Below are 21543 nucleotides of genomic sequence, written 5' to 3'. Positions count from 1 at the left end.
AAGGTTCCCTTCGGTCACCGGATCCTGCGGCCCTGTGGCGCGCCGCCGGGCACAGCCCAATTTTTCATTTCCGAATCCTGATCTTATGAGGTTCCACAACCAAGAGTCTGCCCTGGTAATGGGTCATTTCCGGATGGTCGGAGAAGTAATTCATAAGTCTTTGCATTAATGCCGGAATGGTCTCCGGATGATTCTTAACTTGCATCGCAATGATACCTTTATAATTGGACGGCGGGTAGGTTACTATATCCGCGAAGTCCCCATTCAACGAGACCAAGATGGCATTCAATTCCTGAACTCTGGCAATGACGGTCGAGTCTGATGCATCTTGTGGAAGATGCTCCTTCAGAATGAAAACCTCATGGCCTCCATCGCGTAATGCCCTTAAGACGGAATTGGGCACACAATGGTCGGCAAAGAATCTTAGACCCATCAGACTGCCACTTCAAATTCCGCTAAATCACGAGCATAGTCCAGGCAGGCGGCAATCTGCTCTTTGTTGAGATCCGGAAACTCGCCGATAATCTGCTCGGGACTGTATCCTTCAGCAAGATAGCCGAGCAAAAGGCTTACAGGAATTCTTGTACTCTTGATTCGCGGTTTGCCATGTAGTACATCCGGCGTGCTTTCTATGTAATCCTGCCACGCTATATGCATTTACAACCTCACTTCTAAAGCCTTTGAGGCTTATTCGGCCCCCATACTGACGGATACTGCCGCGACCTGTCAAGCCGAAATCCGAGGGGATTCTCTATTATCCTCTGCACTTCCAAGAACGGGCCGTAACTTAGGGCTGTAGGATGCGGTGAGTGCAGCGAACCGCATCAATCGAGACACATCACAGCGAATCCCCCGTCTCGCGGGACGGTTCCCTTCGGTCACCACATCCTACTGCCCGGAGTGTTTCCCAGCCCGAACTGTAGCTCAGGGCAACTGCTCTTGAACCCTCGCGTGAATGGCATCCGCAAACCGTGCAAACTCAATCGGGGAGAGCGTTTCCCCGCGCCTGCCGAGGTCTATCCCCGCATCCTCTGCCGCCTCATTTAGCAATTCCGGTGTCAGCCCAGGCAAAGCAAAATTACGCAGGGTGTTCCTCAAGGTCTTGCGGCGTCCCGCGAAAGAAGCTTTCACCAGCCCGACGAGCAACCGCGCGTCCGCGACCAGCACCGGCGGCTCGTCAGGGAAGGTAACCCGGACGAGGGTGGAGACTACCTCAGGAACAGGATAAAAGGCCTTAGCCGGGATGTCGAACAATAGATCCACAGCCGAGCTTACTCCCAAGAGCACGGTTAGAACTCCATAGTCTTTTGTCCCGGGTGGGGCGATAAAGCGCTCCGCGACTTCTCTTTGAAGAAGGATGTGCAAAGACCGGAACAGGTCTCGATGTTCAAGGAAGGTGAAGATCAATCGGCTGGAAATATTGTAAGGCAGGTTAGCTACCACCCGAAGTTTTCCGACCCTGGACGCAAGGGCCTGGAAATCGAATGTCATCGCATCTGCGTGGATGAGTTCAACCTGATGCGAGGCCGCGAATCTTTCTTGCAGGACACTGAAAAACCCTGAGTCGAGTTCCAGCGCTACGACGTTCGCACCTCGTCGCGCCAGTTCCTCGGTGAGGACTCCCAGACCCGCGCCGACCTCGACAATTGTCTCTCCGGGGTCAATCCTTGCGGCCTGCACGATCTTCTTCAGAAAACCGTCATCGACCAGAAGGTTCTGGCCCATCCATTTTTTCGGCGCAAGACCGTGCTTTTTGAACAGCTTTCTTATTTCACCGGAAGTATGCATGATTCTGTTAGGGGAATGGATAGGACGAGAATTCTTGCGGTCCCCATCCGGGATAGGATGCGCGGGCGGTACCCGTCGGTTGAATGGAAAAGGATGGCATCAAGGGCCACACTATGTATACGCCGAATGCGTTTTCAAGCATGAAATTTTCGCGGAAAATGTCCGCGTCCGGAAGGGTTCCTGAATTGCTCATCTGACAAAGCTTACATTTCTTGTAGAAGGCGCTTCATGTCCCTTGTAATGGTTTTGATGTCTTCTTTGACCTTGACCGCTTCCTGAATCTGCACTGCGATTGTTGGAAGAGAACTGCGACCGCCCGTAATCGCTTGGATGCCCCCAGCGAGAATTCTCACTTGGTCATCATCCAGATTGGCTATCCACTCGATGCCAATCTTGCGTGCCAGATCGGCAACGATACTTATCGTTTCTTTCAATTCGAGGTTAAGGGATTTGATCTTTTCCGAAAGGTTTTTTCTGTCAATCTTCTTGTAAGTGCTCTCGTTTCTCCGTCTGATCGCGACTATTATTATAGCCTGGGGGTCATCTAGAATGCTGTATATTATTCGAAACTTACCATCACCAAAATGGATTCGGTAAAGATCTGCCTGGCCCTCCAGCGCCTGGCAGCGCTCAGGCCGAGGATTTTGAGATAATTTTCTAATTCTATCGGCTAGATTGGAGGCCAGTTGTGGATGCTGTTTTTTGAGTTTCTTAATGTCCCGCTCGGCATGGCCTAAGATGTAGAGAGAATAATCCACGGAGGTACTTAAATGCCGACTTCTTTGGCGAAATCCTCGAACGATCGAATTTCGCCTGTTTCCAGTGCCTCGTCTATTGCTTCAGCCGCAGCACAGTAGTCGAGATAGTCTTCTGATTCCTCTTCCGGCATCTTCTTTTCTTCTGTCGGTTTTGGCTCGACCGGCCATGTGCCGTCATCAATCCGCTTCATTTGTGGCATGGCTGTTGCTCCTCCGTCAGAGCATTCTTAGTCATTTATACTGAGACACTGGCCCCAGGTCAAGTGTTTCATTTTGTGATTATGGCAAGTGATTAGTCACATCATATTAGTCTACCACAAGCGCGTCTGCTACCAGGTCGGAAACCAGTTTTACCTCCAAATCCAATTCGAAGTCATCATTGAGATCTTTGAGCTGAGCGAAGCACATCTCACATGCGGTCGTCACGATATCAGCTCCAGTGGCCTTTATCTGATCCACTTTGACCCTGGAGGTCATCATGCGGAATTCCGGCTCCTGCGCTATCACAAGTCCGCCTCCGCCGCCGCAACACCAGTTGGCCTGTCGGTTCGGGCTCATATCAACAAAGTCGTCAGTGAGGGCCTTCAGACAATTGCGGGGCTCCTCGTAGATCCCGCCGTTGCGGGCGATTTGACATGGATCATGGTAGGTTATTCGCCCCTCTATCACCGACTTGTCCAGCTTTATCCTTCCTTCTTTGAGGTACCGATCTATGAGCTGTAGGATGGTGATGACCTTGAAGTCTCGTTTGCCGATCACGTGCTTCATGATGCGATAGGCTGTCCCGCACTCGCAGATGACCATTTCCTTGACGCCAAGCTCCTCTGCTTCGGAAACTATCCGCTGGTAAATCTGCTGGGTCATGGTGGGGCTTCCGAGAAACGCGCCGAAGTTCACCGCCTCGTAATAGCTCAACGACCATTTTTCGCCGGCCGCGTTCATTATTCCCGCAGCAGGGACTATGGAGGGCTTCTCGGCCATTGATACGAAGAGCACATTTGCTCCCTTAACGTCTATGGGAACGACGTCGCCTTTGGCTGAACCCGGCCATCTTTGGGAGACCTCTCCGCGTATTTTGTCCAGTTCTTTCTGAAATTTCTGCTTGGTGGCCTCGAAGTTCTCGCCCTTGGCGATTTCGGCTTTGGCCTTCATGGTCAGCGGCTTGGGGTCCATGTCCGCGCCGATGAGCAGGGCCTTGGCAATGGACTGGATCTGCTGTGTATCTATCCCGAAGGGGCAGTACGTCATGCACCGGCGGCAGCCGGTACAGGTGAACGCAGTCTCGTAGACCCTGTCCATCCATCTTTCGTCAAGTTCAACAGCCTCATTGAGCCACGGAGCGATCTTGCCCGTAATTTTGTGGTAATTCTCAAACAGCCTACGGATATTCTGGGCCCTGCCCACTGCTGAATAACGGATATCACCCGTGGACGCGTACGCGTGGCACGCGTCAATGCAAGTGCCGCAACGAGTGCAGTTGTCCAGGTACATCTGTACGGATTGATTGAGTTTCTCTGCCATGAGTGCCAGCAAGCTTTGTTTCTGGGCGTCTTCCATGGTCATCCTCTCCTCAGTTTGTTGAGCGGCACGGCAAAGAAGACGTGCATGATCTTGCTGAAGGGAAGATAAATCAGAAGAAGATTCACCAGCAGCACGTGAGCACCTATGACCGAATAGTGAGATCCGCTCAGGAATTGACGCGGATCGGCAAAGTCGAATTTGAACAAGCTTTCCAAATACAGGCCGAAGTCTTTCTTGGTCATCACGAATCCGCTGTCGGTCCACGAGTTGCCCCAACTGATGATGTCACCACTTACGGCGATGGCCAAGAGAAGGACCAACAGCAGGTAGTCCGCGGGGATGGATACCTCCCGGACAGGACTGCGGAACCTCCGGAAGAGCAGGTATAGAAGCGATACGGTGATAATGACGCCCACCGCTCCGTTTCCCAGCATGTGCTCCGATTGCGCGGGCATAATGTTGATCTGCGGGAGGAGATCGAGGTGCGCCAGAATGAGGGCAACGACAGCTACATGAAATATCACGAGAAAAGCCCACAACAGAGGCTTGTACTTGCGGACTGAAGGCATGGTGAACGCGTCCCATATCGCGCCCGACAAACCGGTGGTCGAAGTGTCCTCGCAATCTAGGCCTTCGGGGAAAATCCTCAGAGTGGCCGGCAGTTTGGGGGCTCTCAGAATGCCGACTATTTTGATCGCAATCCATATGATGGACCAGGCAAAGGCCAGGTACACCATGGGAACCATCACGACGTACCAGATCTTATCTGTCATGGTCGAAGCTCCGAAAGTGTGTTCGTCTCAGGAGAGAGGTGCGACCGACGGCTTGCGGACGCGAGCGACGCCCCTATCATTACTGACCTTCCATCGATTCCGCAAGTAGTTGCGGGCGCGAGCGGAATGACAGCGGCATCGTCCGATGGTCATTCCTTATTTAGGGCTGCCGGTCTTCGAAGAAATTCATTTGGTATTTAGTTCATTGAATAGACGTGAGCATATTTCCCGGAGTTCCTCCTCAGAACCTAACGGGATCGATTGCGAAAGTTCAATTGCCTTCTCCTCCGAAATACCAAGCTCCTTACTCACGAGAAAAGAGTTAGGTTCCTCCTCATCGGAAGCCAGTCCGCACGCCGTCACTTGGCCTATCAATGAGCCATCCTTGACAATGGGGACAACGACACGGATCAGACCTGCTTCACAGAGATCTAACTCCGGCCGAAGGATCTTCCTTATGACAGCCAGCATCGCCGTGTTGGTCTGGCTGCAGATGAATGTTAGCGCTTTCTCGTTTTCTCTGACGGCTGCGCACAAAGGGCCCCTGCTGTTCGTGCCAATCAATTGCTTGCCCGTACTGTCGGTCAGGGTGGCCGTCATCTTGGTTTCTGTAGCGAATCGGTTCAAGATTTCTTGCCATTCTTCTTTGGTTTTTAAGTCGCGTGGGGTCATATTTCTAGTTATCCTTGATGTGAAAATTGGTGCTATGCGAGGACCAATGAAATCCCCGTTCTTTCCTCGCACTCATTGGGGTCCGGAACCCTCGTCCGAAGAGCAATCAACCTTTTTGTTCCAAACGGATGACGGGAGAGAACAACTTGGCAGGCGTTAACGGGGCCGCTTTAGAAGTCGTCATCAATCAAAGATTTTGGGCAACCTTCGGCTATTTTACCAGGAGTTGCCGGACATGCCCGGTACCTGTCCCATTGACGAGAACGAAGAGGCAATTTCCATGGCTCTGTTGAGATCCTCGACTGCCTCCCTGGTCTTTCCCAAATTGGCCAGGGCAATACCTCGGTTGTTGTAGGCCGCAAAAGCGTCGGCTTTCAGCTGGATCGCTCTATCGTAGTCCCTCACCGCATTCTGGTAATTCCCCGCGGCAGTGTAAATGTCTCCTCTCAGGAGGTACAAGGCAGCTGATTCAGAGTTGTACCCGATGGCCCGCTGAACGTCTTCGAGGGCTTTGGCCGTGTCGCCGATGGCGAACAAAACCCTGCCCCTATTCCCCAAAGCACTCACATTGGTCGGATCAAGCTCCAGGACCTTCGTGAAATCCGTGAGAGCTGCCTCATGCTCTCCGGTTCGACGCAGAAGAATTCCTCTTTTCAGATAGTAATTTGCTTGGTTCGGCTCCATAGAGACGGCTGTATCAAGATCTTGGATCGCCGGTCCATATTTGTGTGCCCTGTCATATGCGAGGGCCCTTTGAAAATAGCAATCGGCTTGAGATTCTTTTCGGATGAGGTTTGAAAATATTTCTATGGCTTCGTCGAGCCGGCCGCCTTGCAGAGCTGCCTTTGCTCTATCGGTCTGCGACTGTATGTCGTCCCCTTGGGCGAGGGCAGCCGCGGCTCCCTGCCCCATAATCAAGCTTAAACAAAATAGGACTATAGCCGCGTACTGGAACATCAACCAATCTCCCTCCTGACCGATCTCCGAAAAAAACAAACCCCATTATAGGTCGTGGAGATCGGAAAAATCAAACGCGAACACAAATGGCCGGGGGAAGTTTTGTGGGACAGGCTTTCCAGCCTGTCATGATGGCCATTTTGGAGTAGGCAGGCTGGAATCCCGCGGCTCGCGGGCCTGCCCCACGACTCCGGAACATGGCTTTTCCTTATTCCAGCGCTTAACCTTGACTCCGGGCCTCGCCCGGTGTTACAAAAGTCCGATTATATATCTGTTTCCATCGACTCATGATGGAGAATACCGCAAAGAGGCCTGCCATGCTTACCTTTCAAGGATTGATACTCGCTCTTGAGAAATTCTGGGCCGACAGAGGTTGCGTGATTCAGCAGCCCTATGACATGGAAAAAGGCGCCGGGACAATGAACCCTGCTACGTTCTTGAGGGTGCTGGGGCCGGAGCCGTGGAACGTCGCTTACGTCGAGCCGTCCAGAAGGCCCACGGACGGGCGCTACGGCGAGAATCCCAACAGGCTTCAGCATTACTATCAGTATCAGGTCATTCTCAAGCCTTCTCCTCTGGAAGTGCAGGACATTTACATCGAATCGCTGGCTGCATTCGGGATTGACCCTCTGGCCCATGACATACGGTTTGTCGAGGACGACTGGGAATCGCCCACTCTGGGCGCTTGGGGAGTCGGTTGGGAAGTCTGGCTCGACGGCATGGAGATCACGCAGTTCACCTACTTCCAGCAGGCCGGTGGAATAGATCTGAAGCCGGTTTCAGTTGAACTCACATACGGCATCGAAAGAATCTGCATGTATTTGCAGGGTGTGGAGAGTGTTTACGATCTGAAGTGGACCGGGGATATCACCTACGGAGACATTCATCATCGTTCGGAAGTTGAAGGCTCTATCTACAATTTCAACAGGTCCGACGCAGCAATGATGTTCAAACTTTTTGACATGTACGAGGCTGAAGGTGACGCTCTGCTGGATTCGGATGAACCCCTCGTCCTTCCGGGATACGATTATTGCCTGAAATGTTCCCACATTTTCAATATGTTGGACGCTCGCGGGGCCATCAGTGTCGCGGAACGGACCGCATACATACACAGAGTGCGTAATCTGGCGAGGAAAGCGGCTGCCGCTTACCTGGCCCAGCGCGAAGCTATGGGATTTCCGCTCCTCAATAAATTCTCCGAAAGCAGGTCCGAGCGATGAAAGGCGAGTTTCTTCTCGAAATAGGGACTGAAGAGATCCCGGCAGGCTTTATACCTCCCGCGCTCCAAGCATTTTCAGATCTTTTCACCGCGGTGCTGGAAAATGCACGCGTAGGCCACGGCCAGGTAAGAACTTACGCCACACCCAGGCGAATGATATTGCACGCCATTGATGTTGATTCGGTTCAGGCCACGAGAGAAATTGAAAAGACGGGTCCTGCTGTCACCGCGGCTTATGACGCTCAGGGTAATCCCACCAAAGCCGCGATCGGGTTTGCTCGCAGCCAAGGGGTTGATGTTTCGGAATTGGTCGTTGTTTCGGGTGCCAAAGGAGATCAGGTCGCGGTTCGTAAGACCGAAACCGGACAGCCCACGGGAGAGGCGCTGGCAGCCATCATTCCCGGACTGCTGGAAAAGATTCCGTTTCCGAAGACCATGCGCTGGATGGACCTGGACGCCAGATTCGCCAGGCCGGTTCATTGGATTGTGGCCCTCTTCGACGGCAAAGTGATCCCTTTCACGTTCGGCAGTGTGGCCAGCGGAGATCGGAGCCGCGGTCATCGGTTTACCCATGCAGAGCCGTTTCCCGTTAAATCGCTGAAAGACCTACAGGAGTCCTTGCAGGCCCGTGATGTCACCATCGATCCGGTTCAGCGTCGCGAGCTAATTGAGCGGCGTACAAAGGAACTTGCCGCGGGCGAGAAACTCCAGGTCTTTGAAGACACGGAACTGCTCGATGAAGTGACACACATTGTTGAGAGCCCTCATCCTATAATGGGCCGATTCTCATCGGACTTTCTCGAACTCCCCGCGTCCATCCTGATAACTTGCATGAAAAAGCACCAGCGGTATTTCTCCGTCCAAGACGATGCAGGGAGAATTACCAACCGTTTCATCGCGGTAAACAACACTCCCGTGAAGGACCCGGCTGTGTCCGTGAAGGGGCATCAAAGGGTCCTGAAGGCCCGTTTGGAAGATGCCCGCTTTTATTTCCGGGAAGACCGGAAGATCCCGTTGATGGATCGTCTTCAGGCCCTGGAGGGGGTGGTTTTTCATTCCAAATTGGGCACAGCTCACGAGAAAGTGGAACGCTTCACCTACCTGGCCAAAAAACTGGCTGAGCGCCTCGCTCCTGAAAAAACAGCCGATGTCGAGAGGGCCGCGCTATTGTGCAAATGCGACCTCGAGACCGGTATCGTCTATGAATTCCCCGAACTGCAAGGCATAATCGGCAGTTATTACGCCAAGATGGATGGTGAAACGGAGGAAGTCTCGACCGCCATCAGAGAGCACTATCTCCCGGCATACGCAGGGGACAATCTTCCCCAGGGAATTCTAGGCTCCCTGGTTTCTGTTGCCGATCGCATGGACACCATCGCAGGGTGCTTCAGCGTCGGACTGATACCAACGGGCGCCGCGGACCCCTATGCCCTGCGCCGCCACGCTCTTGCCGTCATCCAGATCCTGATTCAACTGGATAAGGCGCTTGATTTGAGCTGGCTGGTACGATTGGCAGTGTCGCTGCTCGCCCAGAAGCGGACCCGCGACGAAGACCAGGTCGTCGCGGACGTGACCGAGTTCATTCGGACCCGATTCGTCAATTTCCACACCTCGCGCGATTTTCCGCTTGATGTGGTCGAAGCCGCGGTGAGGGCCCGGTTCGATGACATCGTGGACGCGCGACGAAGGGTGGACGCGCTCAATGAATGGAAGCAGAGGTCGGACTTCGACGCGATTATGATCGGATTCAAGCGGGTGGTGAACATTCTCAAGGATACCGAGCCCACCGCATTCGCTCCCGAGTTGCTCGAAGAAGAAGCAGAGAAAGCGCTTTTCACGGCATTCCAGGATGTAACCGCAAGGTCCGAACCGCTCATTCTCGAAGGTAATTACGCACAGGCCCTGGAGATAATTGCCGAACTCAAGTCACCCATCGACACCCTCTTCGACAAAGTAATGGTAATGGTGGAAGACGAAAAATTGCGCAACAATCGACTGGGAATGCTCCGACAAATCGCGGACTTCTTCGCCCAAATTGCAGACTTCTCGTTCATTGGGTCCACAGCCCAGGGAAAGTAGGGTAGGGCGGCCCTTGGCCGCCATGTCATACAGGATGCCATCGAGAAAAAAGTGGGGGCAAGGTCTGCCTTTGGCTCGTGTTGAGCTGTTCGTCCAATTTAACGTGGCTCAGAGATGAGTCAAAGGGTGACCCCTCCCCCTAGGTTCAAGTCGTTTCTTCATCAGATTTAGGTCGGCTTACCTTTTGAAGAGCATTCTCGAAATCTTGTTTGGTAAAGGGCTTTTCGTCGCTCTCTTTTGTAGAAGAGTCTGGCGTAGCGCCGAGCTGAATTCTTGCAAGCGCCTTGGTAACTTCTCGCATTTGCTGGAGCTCCGGTTGGTTTATCACTTCGAGGATTTTTTTTGACGGCACAACGATGGCAATGCCTACGTTGACACCTTTTTCATCCCAATGTCCATGTATCAAACCCAAGAGATAGAAGGGTTGATTTATAAAATGAGGTCTATCTTGTAATGTCCTGGTTATTCCCAAATGGACAAAAACCGGAGATCCGCTCATTCCTCCGAGAGATCGCGATTCTATTAGATACGCTTCCATTTCAGAAGTCCACTTTAGTGTTTTGACTGGCTCCTCTGGCATTGCTGCAATATTTCCGACTCGTATTATTGGTATATTGCGGCTTTCTCCAGTGTGCTTACCAAATAAACCCGCAAGAAAAACTTCATCGCCAATCCCTACATTGTACGTTTCTATAATTTCGTCAGTAATGAAAGACTCTTGCGGAAAAAATCTATGATCCATCTCATTTGTTAATTGCATAGATAAAACAGCAGCATCAACATTGTCTTCTGTAGGATGAAACCGCCAATCATGTAAATTATTTCTAATCCACTGCGCTCCCGATTTCACAAAGTTGACTCGCAAGTACGCACTATCATCTGCGGTTTTCTCCCTAATTTTTTCAATAAGATGCTTGGCTGTAACGACATAAACGATGTGTGCCATTAAATCGGAAACTGGCACACCTACCCAAAAACACGTACCAAGAAGCACATGTTTCTGGCCATCCCAATAACCAATATAGGCGGCGCATTTCCGGATTTCCTCGGGAATTTTCATAAAAGATTCCTCACTTGATGAGAGGTAATACCGCGGTGGTCCGCCAAGCCGATAATCTACCCACAATTTACCCGGTCTGGCGGTCATAAATCAACTCCCTTGTTGTTACCTACCGTTAGGGGATATTGCCGCAAAAAATTCTGTTGACATATATCGGCACGATATATATCATGTACTCCTATGGAGGCGCCATGGATGTCCAGTCTGTAATTCTCGGATTCCTCATGCGAAAAAGCATGACAGGGTATGACCTTAAAAAGGCCTTCTCTATCTCCTTCTCGTTCTTCTCAGGCCTGAGCTATGGATCCATCTATCCCGCTCTGAAGAAGATGGAAAGCCGCGGGTTGATCTCCAAACGGATGGAGATCCAGGACGGCGCGCCAAACCGCAAGGTCTACTCCATAACGGAGGACGGAAAGGAAGTCTTACTGGAATCCTTGCGATCACCCTTTGCCTTTGAACAGCCCAAAAACATTTTTCTCATGAAGCTGTTCTTTTTCGCCCACCTCTCTCCGGAAGAGCGCAAGACCATTGCCGGTAACTACCTGAATTCCATCGAACAATTTCACCGGCAGTTGGAGTCGGTCGGTCCTGAAGTCAAAGAGCGAGCCGACCGTTTTCAGTACCTGTGCTTTGAGTTTGGCCTTCGCTTTTTCCGGGACCTGGCCCGCAACCTAAGCGAGGTGGTCCAGGCGTTGGAGAACGATGAGTCTCAAAATGAGCAATGAATTTACAACGATTGTCTGAATCCCACGAAGGAGGTTCGCGATGTCTCTGTTTAACTTCAGTATGATCAACAGGAGGGTTTTCCTCCGGGCCTCCGCATTGTGGGCCACCGCTGCGGCGCTTCACGTGCCTGTGGTAACCCCTGCCTCTGCTCAACGTCCCAAGGAAGGCGAATACGACGCCATCGTCATCGGCGCGGGTCTGGGAGGGCTGACCTTTGCCGGATACATGGCAAAACAGGGTTTCAAGGTCCTTGTGCTGGAGCACCATGACGTTCCAGGGGGATACGCCACCACCTTCACCCGCGATCGGGGCCGTTTCACATTCGATGTCTCACTACACCAGACCGCGCTGGGAGGCGCAGGGAAGGCAATCCTGACCGACCTGGGGGTCCTCGATAAGGTTCGCTTCTACAGAGCGAGTGAACTTTTTAGGGTCCTTGGCACAGGGGTGGACGTCACCTGTCCCGGAGGTGATCCGAAGGCTTTTGAGCAGGTCCTCTTGGAGAAATTTCCACAAGAAAAGAAGGGCATACAGGGTTTCATGGCTGACGCGACGGGAGTGAGCGAGGAAACTGAGAAGCTCTTTGAGGAAGGCGAGTTGACCACGCTCAAGAAGGCCTTGTTCCCGTTACGCTTCCCGCGATTGTGGGCGGCGAGAAAGAAGACCCTGGCCGATTACCTGAATGAATATACAACCAACCCGTCGTTGAAATCCGTGATGTCAGTCCTCTGCGGATACTACGGCCTTCCTCCGAGCAAACTTTCAGGCTTCCTTTACATGACCGCAACCGGAGGCTATTTCCGGTACGGCGGTTCTTATCCTGCCGGGGGTTCCCAGGCCATCAGCAACGCGATCACTGAACTGATCGAGTCCAAGGGCGGCCAGGTTCGATTGGGCACAAGGGTCGCGCAGGTGCTCACCAAGGACGGCCGGGCAATGGGAGTGAAGACGTCCGGAGGCGAGTCTCTGACGGCCAAGGCTGTGGCTGCCAACTGCAGCATCGTCAGCCTCTTTTCGGATATGCTTCCCGGGGCGCCCGTGCCTTCGGACTACCTGCAGAGGCTGCGTGCGCTCAAACCAAGCGTTTCGTCCTTTCAGGTGTGGCTTGGGTTGAATAAAGACATTACCGACACGGTCAAGGATTCCCACGTCTTCCTGCAGGCCGAACAAGATCCTGAAAAAGCCCATCAGTATTGTCTCGAAGCTCGGGCCGACAAGAGCAATATCGGGGTATGCATTTATAACAACATCGCCAAAGAACTCTCGCCGCCCGGAACCACTACCCTGTCCATAACCTTCATTACCGGGTACGAGCCCTGGAAGCGATTCGAGCAGGATTATTTCGCCGGCAAGAAGACGGAATACAACGCGAGAAAGAAGGAAATTACCGAGACCCTGATTCGACGCGTTGAAGAGCAACTGATTCCCGGCCTTAGAACCATGATCGCGGTGCAGGAATCAGCCACGCCCCTGACGAACGTCCGTTACACCTTGAACACGGCCGGCGCGATATACGGCTTGGAACAGAGTATGGATAATTCCTTCATGACGCGTATTCTCAATCGAACGCCCATAAAAGGACTCTACCTCTCCAGCGCGTGGGGCGATCCCGGAGGAGGGTACACGGGCGTGCTTATCGGAGGAAAGAGGGCTTTCGGAATGCTCATGGAGGACTGGGCGTGATGGGACGGAGCCGCCCGCAGCCGATCGTCATCGCCGTACAAATATGCGGACGGCCTCCTTACGATCGCTTCCCTTTTGTGGGCGTGCGATTCCACGGTGCGCTCGTGTGAGGATTGTGGAAACATGAAGAATGAATCTCTTGCAAAGGAAAGAGCACTGCCAAACCCAACCAAGGCACAACAGATCCTTCTTTACAGCGCCCCTTTTCCGCCTCTGGCGTTCTTCAAGATCTGGGCCTCTGTGGGGAGGGATCCGGGCAGCTTATTGGCAGCAGCCGGCGCCATGCTCATCTATTGCGTCATCGTCTTGGTGCTGGCGAGTCGCTGGGACAAGCCGACCTACTTTGACTGGGCCGTTTCCGCGTATTTCCTTGTGATTACCGCATCTCTCGCTTTGTGGCCCGGAACAGCCGGAGCTATCCTGACCGAGTACGCAGTAACCGGGATCTACCTCTGCATGTTTTCCGTGGCTTTCTTCCCTCTCATCCTCGGTTTCGAGCCGTTCACATATCATTATGCCAAGAAAACCGCGCCCCAGATGGTTTGGGGCACCCCAATCTTCGCTAACATTAATCGGATCATGACCCTTGTCTGGGCAGGGATCTTTGCGGTTTGCGTCGTCCTGAGCCTTTATCCGTCCGTGGTGACACGCGCCTTGATTCCCATCACCGTGATTCTCGCCGTTGGTATGCCGTTCAACATCCGGTTCCCGGACTATTACCTCAAACGCATGGGTTTGCCGGGCCTGGCCGGGATGCGAAAACTTGCCCAGTCCTCTTCGGGCGGCGCAGCAATCGTTTCGGGCACAGGTGCCGTTTCAAACGCGATACGTGCCGGAGTTGAACTCCCCGCGGCTAAACCAGCGCCTGCCGGCACATCAAGAGATAAGGAATCGTCGAATTTTACACAACGTCAAGAGGAGGCTCCTATGAAAGTCATTGCTCTTAACTCCAGCCCGAGAGGCGACGGGACCAGTAAGACAGGGATTATGCTGGACGCCCTGGTCAAAGGGATGAGCGACGCGGGCGCGGAGGTGGAAACCGTCCAGCTGCGTCACAAGAAGGTCAAAAATTGCATTGGTTGCTTCACGTGTTGGACCAAAACCCCAGGAGTTTGCATCCATAAAGACGATATGGCCAATGAGCTGTTCCCCAAGTGGCTCGCCGCGGACCTCGTCATCTACGCCACACCTTTGTATCATTACACCGTAAACGCGACCATGAAGGCTTTCATCGAACGAACCCTGCCCGTTGTGGAGCCATTTTTTCAGCGAAGCAACGACAAGACCTCCCATCCGCTACGCCAAACGCCTCCTCGATCTGTCGTCCTGTCCGTGGCTGGTTTTCCGGAAGCGTCGGTCTTTGCACAACTGTCTTCTTACGTGACCTTCCTATTCCGTGAAGGGCTCGTGGCCGAGATCTACCGGCCCGCGGCCGAAATGCTGACCTTGCCGGGAGTGGCTGAGACGGCAGGACAAGTCCTCGAAGCTACGATGCAAGCCGGCAAGGAACTGGTTGCATCCACGAAGATCTCTCAGGCGACAATGGAACGGATCGCCCAGCCAATCGTGACCGACTTTGACTCGTTTGCAAAGATGGGGAATGCATTCTGGAAAACCTGTATCCAGGAAGGATTGACTCCCGCGGAATTCAATCAGAAAGGTTTGACGCCGCGTCCGGATTCTCTAGAGACCTTCATGGTCATTATGCCGAGCGGATTTAATCCTGAAGGCGCGGGCGACACCAGGGCCGTCATCCAATTCAACTTTTCCGGCTCGGTTGACGGGGTCTGTTACTTTAAGATCGAGGACGGGAAGATAGAGGCCAAAGCGGGACCCGCAGAGAAACCGGATTTGACCATCGACTCTCCCTTTGATGTCTGGATGGACATCATGACCGGCAAAGCCGACGGACAGCAGATGTTCATGCAACAGAAGTACAAGACCTCCGGCGATTTGATGCTCCTTATGCGGTTGAAAGACCTTTTCGGGAAAGCAAAGAAATAAGTGGGGGCTCCGACGAATCGTTTCCCACTCGAGCCTGAATGCCTATGCGAAACGGATCCTGTCCCGGTGATCCTGTGAAATCTCTTCCATGTGCCTTCTACGCGAAAGGAGCGCTGTCATGCCGGATGTTTACAAGAGATTAGCTAAAAAACTGGACGAATTGCCGAATGGCTTTCCTTCCACCGAAAGTGGGGTGGAACTCAAAATCCTTCAAAAGATATTCACCGCGGAAGAAGCGGACTTGGCTCTTAAAATAAGGCCCATTCCGGAGACAGCAACTCAAATCGGTGGGCGCCTGGGAAAACCCGTGGACGAAATGGAGATCATTCTTCGTAACATGGTAGAAAAAGGCCAGATCGGGTCCGCCAGGGTGAATGATCAACAGTTTTACCTTTTCTTTCCCTTTGTATTTGGGATTTGGGAGTTTCAGCAACCCAGATTGGACCGGGAACTAGCCGAGCTGATGGCGGAGTACGAACCCTCCCTTATGGGTACCTTGGGACATTACGCTCCGGCATTAATGAGAGTGGTCCCGGTTAATATCCAGATCGATGGCCAGCACCAGGTGAGGCCTTACGAGGACCTCCGGAGCACTCTTGAGAAGGCTAAGTCGTTTCAACTCATGGACTGTATTTGCAAGAAGGAGAGGGGACTGATGGGCGAGCCGTGCAAGCACCCGATGGAGGTATGCATGGCATTTTCCAATCACGAGGGAGCGTTCGACAAGTTTCCTCTGGGAAAGGTCATATCTAGAGAGGAAGCCCTGGTGGTAGTGGAGAAGTGCGACCAGGAAGGGCTCGTCCATATGACATACAATGTGCAGAACGACCAGATGTTTGTCTGTAACTGCTGCTCTTGCTGCTGTGGAGTGATCAAGGCAATGACGGATTATAACGCGCCGCATGCTATGGCTAGGAGCAACTATCACGCCGCCATAAATCAGGAAACATGCGCGGCCTGCGGCGTATGCGCGGATGAACGGTGCCCTGTAAAGGCTATTTCCGAAGAAGACGGGGGATATGAAGTCCAGCAGGATCGATGCATAGGGTGCGGGGTATGTGTCCCCACGTGCGCGACCGAGTCCATAACCCTGGTCCGCAAGCCAGAAAGTGCCCACGAAGCCCCTCCCGATCACCTTATGGATTGGTATTTTAAGCGGGCAGCAAACCGAGGAACAAAAATAGTGGTGGATTAGTGCGTGCTTGCGTTCAAGATGATGGTCAACGGACGTTCGTGCAGGGGAAGTACAATACCTCCGGTGACCAGGTGCTCCTTATGCGTCTGAAAGACCTGTTCGGAACAGGAAAGAAATGAGGCGGCTCACGCCTTCATGAAATTGTCCTCCCCGGCTGAATCTTCACCATCTCGATGCGCATCCAAATTAATAGCACCGAGGTGAGTAAGCAGGGAGGACAATCACATGAAGGCCGGAATAGCTTTGTTGGGGTTGACAATAACTGCCGTTGCAGCACTTGGATTGTTGGGGGCCGGTCTCGCATATGCGGAGCAACCTACCGCCGGCACGTTCACTCTGCTGTCCGCCACGGCGGAACGGGCGGTTTTTTTGACGGCCCAGGGTTACAGCCCCGGTGTTCGGCGAGGAGGGTCGGACGCATACGTAGGTCGTTCCCGGGATGGCGTCAACGGTAACGGCAGGTACTTCGGGCTGAGTCCTTACCACAGAGATTTCCTGCCGTATTATTACGATAGCGAGGGATACTACGGCACCTCTAATTCAACGTGCGACTGGAACGGATACATCTACATCTGTGACTGGACCCACAATCCCGAATATTGATGCGCGGGTATCTTTTGGTTGCCGGCAACCACGGCCCGGTAAGTTCCGAATGAATTCTATAGCAACTGCCATGGCGGGAAGCGCCACAACGAATTATGAAAACGCCGGTGGCGCCGGCATCTTGCCGGTTGTCTTCGAGGCGTTTTCATAGGAACTGGCAAAATTACTGTCCGATTTGTCTCCCGAAACCGTGTGCGACGACATTTCTCAGGTTCAAAGAGAAGCCTCGGCCTCGTACGGCACGGACCCCCGCGTCCGCCCTTGCCCTAGGGTTTCGTTGGTCCCAGGGCAGGCACGGGGGCCTGCGCCGTACGCAGAATAATTGCATTCGGACGAATAATTTGGACTCAGCATGAAACAGCTTCCTATGGAATAACCCATCCGTAAAAGAAGGGGCGGCTTTTGCATGGGGCCACGGGTGCGAGGCATGTCCGTGGCACCAAATCTGTTGAGAATTTTCATTATTCGTCGTGGCAATTTTCAGACTGGGAGTTGGTATTAGAGGTTCGCTTTCAAGAATGACGCCAGATTGCGCCTGGATTTGCCTAACGCGAGCTTTTTCCTTACGTTCTTGCGATGCACAAGGACTGTTTGGGGAGAAATGCCCATGACCTTGGCGATCTGTTTCGATGAGAGCCCGGAACGGATCATCTCGCAAATCCTGATTTCGCGGGGAGTCAACAAATGCCCCCCCTGCATAATGTTGAACCCGAAAGACGAGAAGATATTGGTCAAGTTGAATTCCAGTGACTGTAGGAGAAATCCCACCGTCTCGGAAATGTCCTGCGATTTCAATTGATCCAATATCGGTCTGACGGTCAGGTTGATATTATGGACGATCCTTTTTTCAACCTCCTTTTTCTGCTCTTCGATCCCTTCAATAATGATTCTAAGTGCCTCGTTGGTTTTCTCCAGACTTTCGGAGTATTTCTTGAGTTCTATTCGTGAGCGCTCAAGGTCCTTGGTCCTTTCTTCGACCTTGGCTTCCAAAGAAGAGGAATAGGTTTCAAGCTCCTGATGACTCTTAAGAAGGGCTTCTTGGGTCTCCTTCAGATCCGTGATGTCCCGCAGCGTTGCTATCAGGCCTATCATTTTGCCGCCATTGTCTCTCAGAACAGAGTTGTGCATCAGTCCAGGGAACACTGTTCCGTCTTCACGCGCGTGCCACATTTCGCCGCTGAAATAGCCCTCGGTAAGCAGTTTGCGGTTGGCCTCCCGGACATCCGGTATCTGGTCAGGGTTGTGGAATACTGAGATGTTTTTCCCTATCAAATCCTCCGGAACTCGACCATGCATGGCTGCGAAAGCCTTGTTGACAAACACTACTCTCGCCTCGGGCGAGATGACGGCCAAGCCTTCGGAACTTTGCTCCACGGTCTCGGAGAGAAGGCGCAGGCGTTCTTCCACGCGTTTGCGCTCTGTTATGTCCCTGAAAACAATGACGACACCCACGATGGCCCCTCGGGCATCGCAGATGGGTGCAGCTCCGGCGTCGATGGCCATCTTGGAGCCGTCCTTGCTTATCAATATTCCAGTTTGATTATTCAGAGGGAAGTCTTCCGGCTGAACGGCCGGATCGTCATTCCGGGCCGAACAGTGAACTTGCAGGCCGGGATCGATGGTGCTGTTAAAGACCTCCTTCAGGGGACGCCCCTTCGCCTCATATTCCCGCCACCCTGTCAGCGTTTGCGCCACAGGGTTCGCGTATTTGACTAAGCCCTGTCTGTCCGTCGCTATCAACGCGTCACCGATACTGTTGAGCGTCACCGAAAGCCACTCCTGGCTCTCTCTTAGCCTTGTGTCCAGTTGGTGTTTGAAAAGGGCCAACTCAATGGTTGAATACAATTCCCTGTCACGAAACGGCTTAATAAGATATCCGAAGGGTTCCGTTATCTTGGCCCGTTCAATCATCTTGTCGTCAGCGTAGGCAGTCAGATATATTACGGGCACCCCCAAGCGCGATCGGATCCTGTTGGCGGCCTCTATTCCGTCCATCTCTCCGTGTAGCACCACATCCATAATCACCAAATCGGGACGGCTCTCCCCAGCGATCCGCACCGCTTCCTCGCCGGTAGTGACCACAGCGAAAACGTTGTAACCATGGTCACGCAGGCTCATTTGAAGGTCTTCGGCGATTATGCCTTCATCCTCCACCACAAGGATTCGTGCTTTGGCCATGGCTTTTGCACCTCTTCCTCATTGTGGTCTTTGACCCGAGATTGGCCTCCGGTTTCAGACACGGGTTTGCGGCGTAGGAAAATTGGAACTCTCGTGCTCACGCGACTTCTCCACGCCAAGACGCTCTGAGAGTCCCCCACTTCTTCAGCTTGCCATGAGGAGGTTAAGCATGTCTGGAGAAACTTATAATATATGAAAACGTTATAGTATATGAAAAACAGATACCGAGAAAGCGGGGAATCTGCCCAAGAAGGCGCGGGAAGGACCCAAGCCGGGTTTCCGAGACGCTAAAATGATCTGAGCGGTCCGAATGGCGGCCGTCTAAGAATTCCCGTCCAATTTAACTTGCCGGTAATCAACCCACCCGGAGCGACCTGAAGGGGTGACTATTCTAAACCACATCTCTTCATTTGATTGACGCTTTTCCGTTACCTTCACCTCTTGCCCCCAGGCCAACTGCTCCACAACCGGCGAGTTCGCTGCCGGCCGCTTCTTGACGGACAAACGGTCCTCCGCCACACGTCCCAGACGGCTGAGCCGCATCGAGTACGCCTTGGCATCCGCTTGTCGCGGGGTCTCGTTCCCACGCGCAGAGGGATGAACAGGCTGAGGAGTTGGAGAGGAAGCTTTGGCTTCCTTGGCAAAGGCGTTGTTGGTTTGAACGTCTCGCAATACCCGGAGACTGGCCAGGGCCTCGGTCTTCACCTGGTCGACATTCGTTACGGCAAGGTCGGCAACCTTTTCGGAAAGCTTGGAATTCGAGTCCCTGGCAATTGCGTGTGCGCGCAAGCTTCTGGAGTTGGCATCGATGTCTCTGCGCAGTTTTTCGAGCATGTCCTTGAGTTCGTCAAGCGAACGAATGCTCTGCTCATGATTCGTGTAAAAATTGCTCATCGCTGCCAGCTTCTCATGAACACTGGCGGAGACCCGTATGAAGTGAATTTGCAGCAGACAAGTGACGAAGACCAAGCCCATGAGCATCCAGGAAAAATGGCGGAAAGGGAAAAGGATTTTATCATTGTCATCGCCGGTCACGGGGATTTCAATTTTTTTCCTGGCCCAGGAGTACCAGATTATGAGGAATGCGGCCAGGGCTGCGCATTGAATGGAAATGACGATGAAGTGAACGATCATGAAGGAGGTCCTCCTGTTGAATGCAACTGGTCGAGTTTATCATTAATTACGAAGAATTGCAATATTATAAGATATAATACTTGATATATAACATGTTCAACTTTGTAATAACTCATTTTTTTATAGACAAACGTGGTGCTTGCCACAGGAGCGCCAATCCACTAGAATGAACTTTAGCACGCAATCCGGTGGCTTCGGATTTCTGCTGCGCTCAAATCCAACGATTTGAAATCCAATATTAAAGCCCTGAGAACTGTGGGGAGGAACTTCAAGATGAAAACACGCTTCATTGCAGTTTTGGCGTTCATTACGCTGGCTGTGTGCCCATCTATAGCGGTCAGCGAGATCAAGATCGGCATGCTCGCTCAACGTGGACCTGAAAAGGCCTTGGAAGAATGGGGGGGCATCGCCGCCTACTTGAGCGAAAAGCTCGACGACAAAGTGACCATAGTGCCTCTCAAGTTCAGCGAGTTCATGGACTTCTGCGATGTGGAGCGCTCCGGGTTTATTTTCACGAATCCGTGGTTCTATGTGAGAGCGAAAGTTCTCAAGGGCGCCAAAGCTCTTGTTACCGTTAAGTACAAAGGCTCCGGTGAGACTATGGGCGGCGTGATATTTGCTCGTAAGGACAGCGGAATCGCGAAAATTGAAGACATGCGGGGCAAAACGGTGATGGTTCCGAAACTCTCCTCACCAGGGGGATGGCTCTTTCAAAAAGGTGAGATTGTACGGAATGGGATATCTCCGGAACGGGATTTCAAACTCCTCTTGGAAACAGAGAAAGAATCTCATGACCAGGTCGTCTATGCAGTGAAAGACGGAAAAGCCGATGTGGGCACTGTAAGAAACAATATCCTTGAGACTATGCAACGAGAAGGCAAGATAAGCATCGGCGATTTTATTATCATCAATAGGATGAATCACCCCGGCTTCCCGGAACTCTGCAGCACTCCATTGTATCCCGACTGGCCCGTAGCGACTTTGAAAGACACTCCGGAGGACACCTCGAGAAAGTTGCAGCAAGCTCTGCTAAACATTCCACCGGGTCACCCCGCGCTGGAACAGGCTCGCAAGCTGGAGAAATTCGTGGATGCGCTCGACTACGGGCCTATTGAGGAGTTGTGCAGGTTCTTGAAAGTGCCTCCGTTCAAGAAATAGGGCCCGGAGGCTTGCGGCTTGGCGTCTCGGTG

General features: G+C 52.6%; 20 protein-coding genes. 8 read left to right on the top strand and 12 right to left on the bottom strand.

The annotated features are described in order from the left end of the window. Positions 1 to 64 precede the first annotated feature (64 nt). The 9 genes from HY913_17855 to HY913_17815 form a co-directional block, all read right to left on the bottom strand. Positions 65 to 433: a DUF5615 family PIN-like protein gene (locus tag HY913_17855; GenBank protein ID MBI4965144.1), complete on the bottom strand. Its 369-nt coding sequence runs from the start codon at positions 431 to 433 to the stop codon at positions 65 to 67. Next, complete coding sequence (locus HY913_17850; protein ID MBI4965143.1) at positions 433 to 657, bottom strand: DUF433 domain-containing protein; 225 nt, start codon at positions 655 to 657, stop codon at positions 433 to 435. The genes HY913_17855 and HY913_17850 overlap by 1 nt, the downstream gene beginning before the upstream one ends. Positions 658 to 924: 267 nt before the next feature. Then, positions 925 to 1725 carry a ribosomal RNA small subunit methyltransferase A gene (rsmA, locus tag HY913_17845; GenBank protein ID MBI4965142.1) on the bottom strand — a complete coding sequence of 267 codons (801 nt, stop codon included), beginning with the start codon at positions 1723 to 1725 and terminating at the stop codon, positions 925 to 927. 266 nt (positions 1726 to 1991) lie between these two features. Beyond that, positions 1992 to 2546, bottom strand: a complete 555-nt coding sequence (locus tag HY913_17840) for a type II toxin-antitoxin system RelE/ParE family toxin (GenBank protein MBI4965141.1) — start codon at positions 2544 to 2546, stop codon at positions 1992 to 1994. Positions 2547 to 2554: 8 nt separating this feature from the next. Continuing rightward, positions 2555 to 2746, bottom strand: a complete 192-nt coding sequence (locus HY913_17835; GenBank protein ID MBI4965140.1) for a hypothetical protein — start codon at positions 2744 to 2746, stop codon at positions 2555 to 2557. Between the two features lie 106 nt (positions 2747 to 2852). Next, positions 2853 to 4103, bottom strand: coding sequence for a (Fe-S)-binding protein (locus HY913_17830; GenBank protein ID MBI4965139.1), 1251 nt, complete (start codon positions 4101 to 4103; stop codon positions 2853 to 2855). 2 nt (positions 4104 to 4105) lie between these two features. Beyond that, on the bottom strand, positions 4106 to 4840 hold the full coding sequence (locus HY913_17825) for a respiratory nitrate reductase subunit gamma (protein MBI4965138.1): 735 nt from the start codon (positions 4838 to 4840) through the stop codon (positions 4106 to 4108). A gap of 186 nt (positions 4841 to 5026) precedes the next feature. Continuing rightward, positions 5027 to 5512, bottom strand: coding sequence for a PocR ligand-binding domain-containing protein (locus HY913_17820; GenBank protein MBI4965137.1), 486 nt, complete (start codon positions 5510 to 5512; stop codon positions 5027 to 5029). 216 nt (positions 5513 to 5728) lie between these two features. Next, positions 5729 to 6469: a tetratricopeptide repeat protein gene (locus tag HY913_17815; protein MBI4965136.1), complete on the bottom strand. Its 741-nt coding sequence runs from the start codon at positions 6467 to 6469 to the stop codon at positions 5729 to 5731. Between the two features lie 317 nt (positions 6470 to 6786). On the opposite strand from HY913_17815, the gene glyQ reads away from it, so the two are divergent. Both glyQ and HY913_17805 read left to right on the top strand, forming a co-directional pair. Further along, entirely contained in the window at positions 6787 to 7689 is a 903-nt protein-coding gene (gene glyQ / locus HY913_17810; GenBank protein MBI4965135.1) for a glycine--tRNA ligase subunit alpha, read from the top strand. Continuing rightward, a complete protein-coding gene (locus HY913_17805; GenBank protein ID MBI4965134.1) occupies positions 7686 to 9767 on the top strand; it encodes a glycine--tRNA ligase subunit beta in 2082 nt (693 codons plus the stop codon). The genes glyQ and HY913_17805 overlap by 4 nt, the downstream gene beginning before the upstream one ends. A 145-nt stretch (positions 9768 to 9912) precedes the next feature. Here HY913_17805 and HY913_17800 read toward each other — a convergent pair whose 3' ends face one another. After that, positions 9913 to 10914, bottom strand: coding sequence for a hypothetical protein (locus HY913_17800; GenBank protein ID MBI4965133.1), 1002 nt, complete (start codon positions 10912 to 10914; stop codon positions 9913 to 9915). A gap of 104 nt (positions 10915 to 11018) precedes the next feature. Here HY913_17800 and HY913_17795 point away from each other — a divergent pair, with 104 nt between their 5' ends. The 5 genes from HY913_17795 (at position 11019) to HY913_17775 (ending at position 17041) form a co-directional block, all read left to right on the top strand. Continuing rightward, positions 11019 to 11555, top strand: a complete 537-nt coding sequence (locus HY913_17795) for a helix-turn-helix transcriptional regulator (protein ID MBI4965132.1) — start codon at positions 11019 to 11021, stop codon at positions 11553 to 11555. A 40-nt stretch (positions 11556 to 11595) separates the two neighbouring features. After that, entirely contained in the window at positions 11596 to 13239 is a 1644-nt protein-coding gene (locus tag HY913_17790) for an NAD(P)/FAD-dependent oxidoreductase (protein MBI4965131.1), read from the top strand. Between the two features lie 123 nt (positions 13240 to 13362). Continuing rightward, the gene (locus HY913_17785; GenBank protein MBI4965130.1) at positions 13363 to 15243 is read left to right on the top strand and encodes an NAD(P)H-dependent oxidoreductase; all 1881 of its coding nucleotides are present in this window, start codon (positions 13363 to 13365) and stop codon (positions 15241 to 15243) included. A gap of 118 nt (positions 15244 to 15361) precedes the next feature. After that, positions 15362 to 16438 (top strand): 4Fe-4S ferredoxin, encoded by a 1077-nt coding sequence (locus tag HY913_17780; GenBank protein MBI4965129.1) that lies wholly within the window; start codon positions 15362 to 15364, stop codon positions 16436 to 16438. Positions 16439 to 16663: 225 nt separating this feature from the next. Beyond that, entirely contained in the window at positions 16664 to 17041 is a 378-nt protein-coding gene (locus tag HY913_17775) for a hypothetical protein (GenBank protein ID MBI4965128.1), read from the top strand. Positions 17042 to 17539: 498 nt separating this feature from the next. Here the strand turns inward: HY913_17775 and HY913_17770 are convergent, their stop codons facing one another. Then, on the bottom strand, positions 17540 to 19219 hold the full coding sequence (locus HY913_17770; protein MBI4965127.1) for a PAS domain S-box protein: 1680 nt from the start codon (positions 19217 to 19219) through the stop codon (positions 17540 to 17542). 321 nt (positions 19220 to 19540) lie between these two features. Further along, positions 19541 to 20353 (bottom strand): SH3 domain-containing protein, encoded by an 813-nt coding sequence (locus tag HY913_17765; GenBank protein MBI4965126.1) that lies wholly within the window; start codon positions 20351 to 20353, stop codon positions 19541 to 19543. 273 nt (positions 20354 to 20626) lie between these two features. On the opposite strand from HY913_17765, the gene HY913_17760 reads away from it, so the two are divergent. Continuing rightward, a complete protein-coding gene (locus HY913_17760; protein MBI4965125.1) occupies positions 20627 to 21511 on the top strand; it encodes a phosphate/phosphite/phosphonate ABC transporter substrate-binding protein in 885 nt (294 codons plus the stop codon). The last annotated feature ends 32 nt before the right edge of the window (positions 21512 to 21543 follow it).

Origin of the sequence: Desulfomonile tiedjei (assembly GCA_016212925.1) — a bacterium.
In the GTDB taxonomy this organism is placed as follows: Bacteria; Desulfobacterota; Desulfomonilia; order Desulfomonilales; family Desulfomonilaceae; genus JACRDF01.
This window is presented reverse-complemented; position numbering and strand designations above follow the sequence as displayed.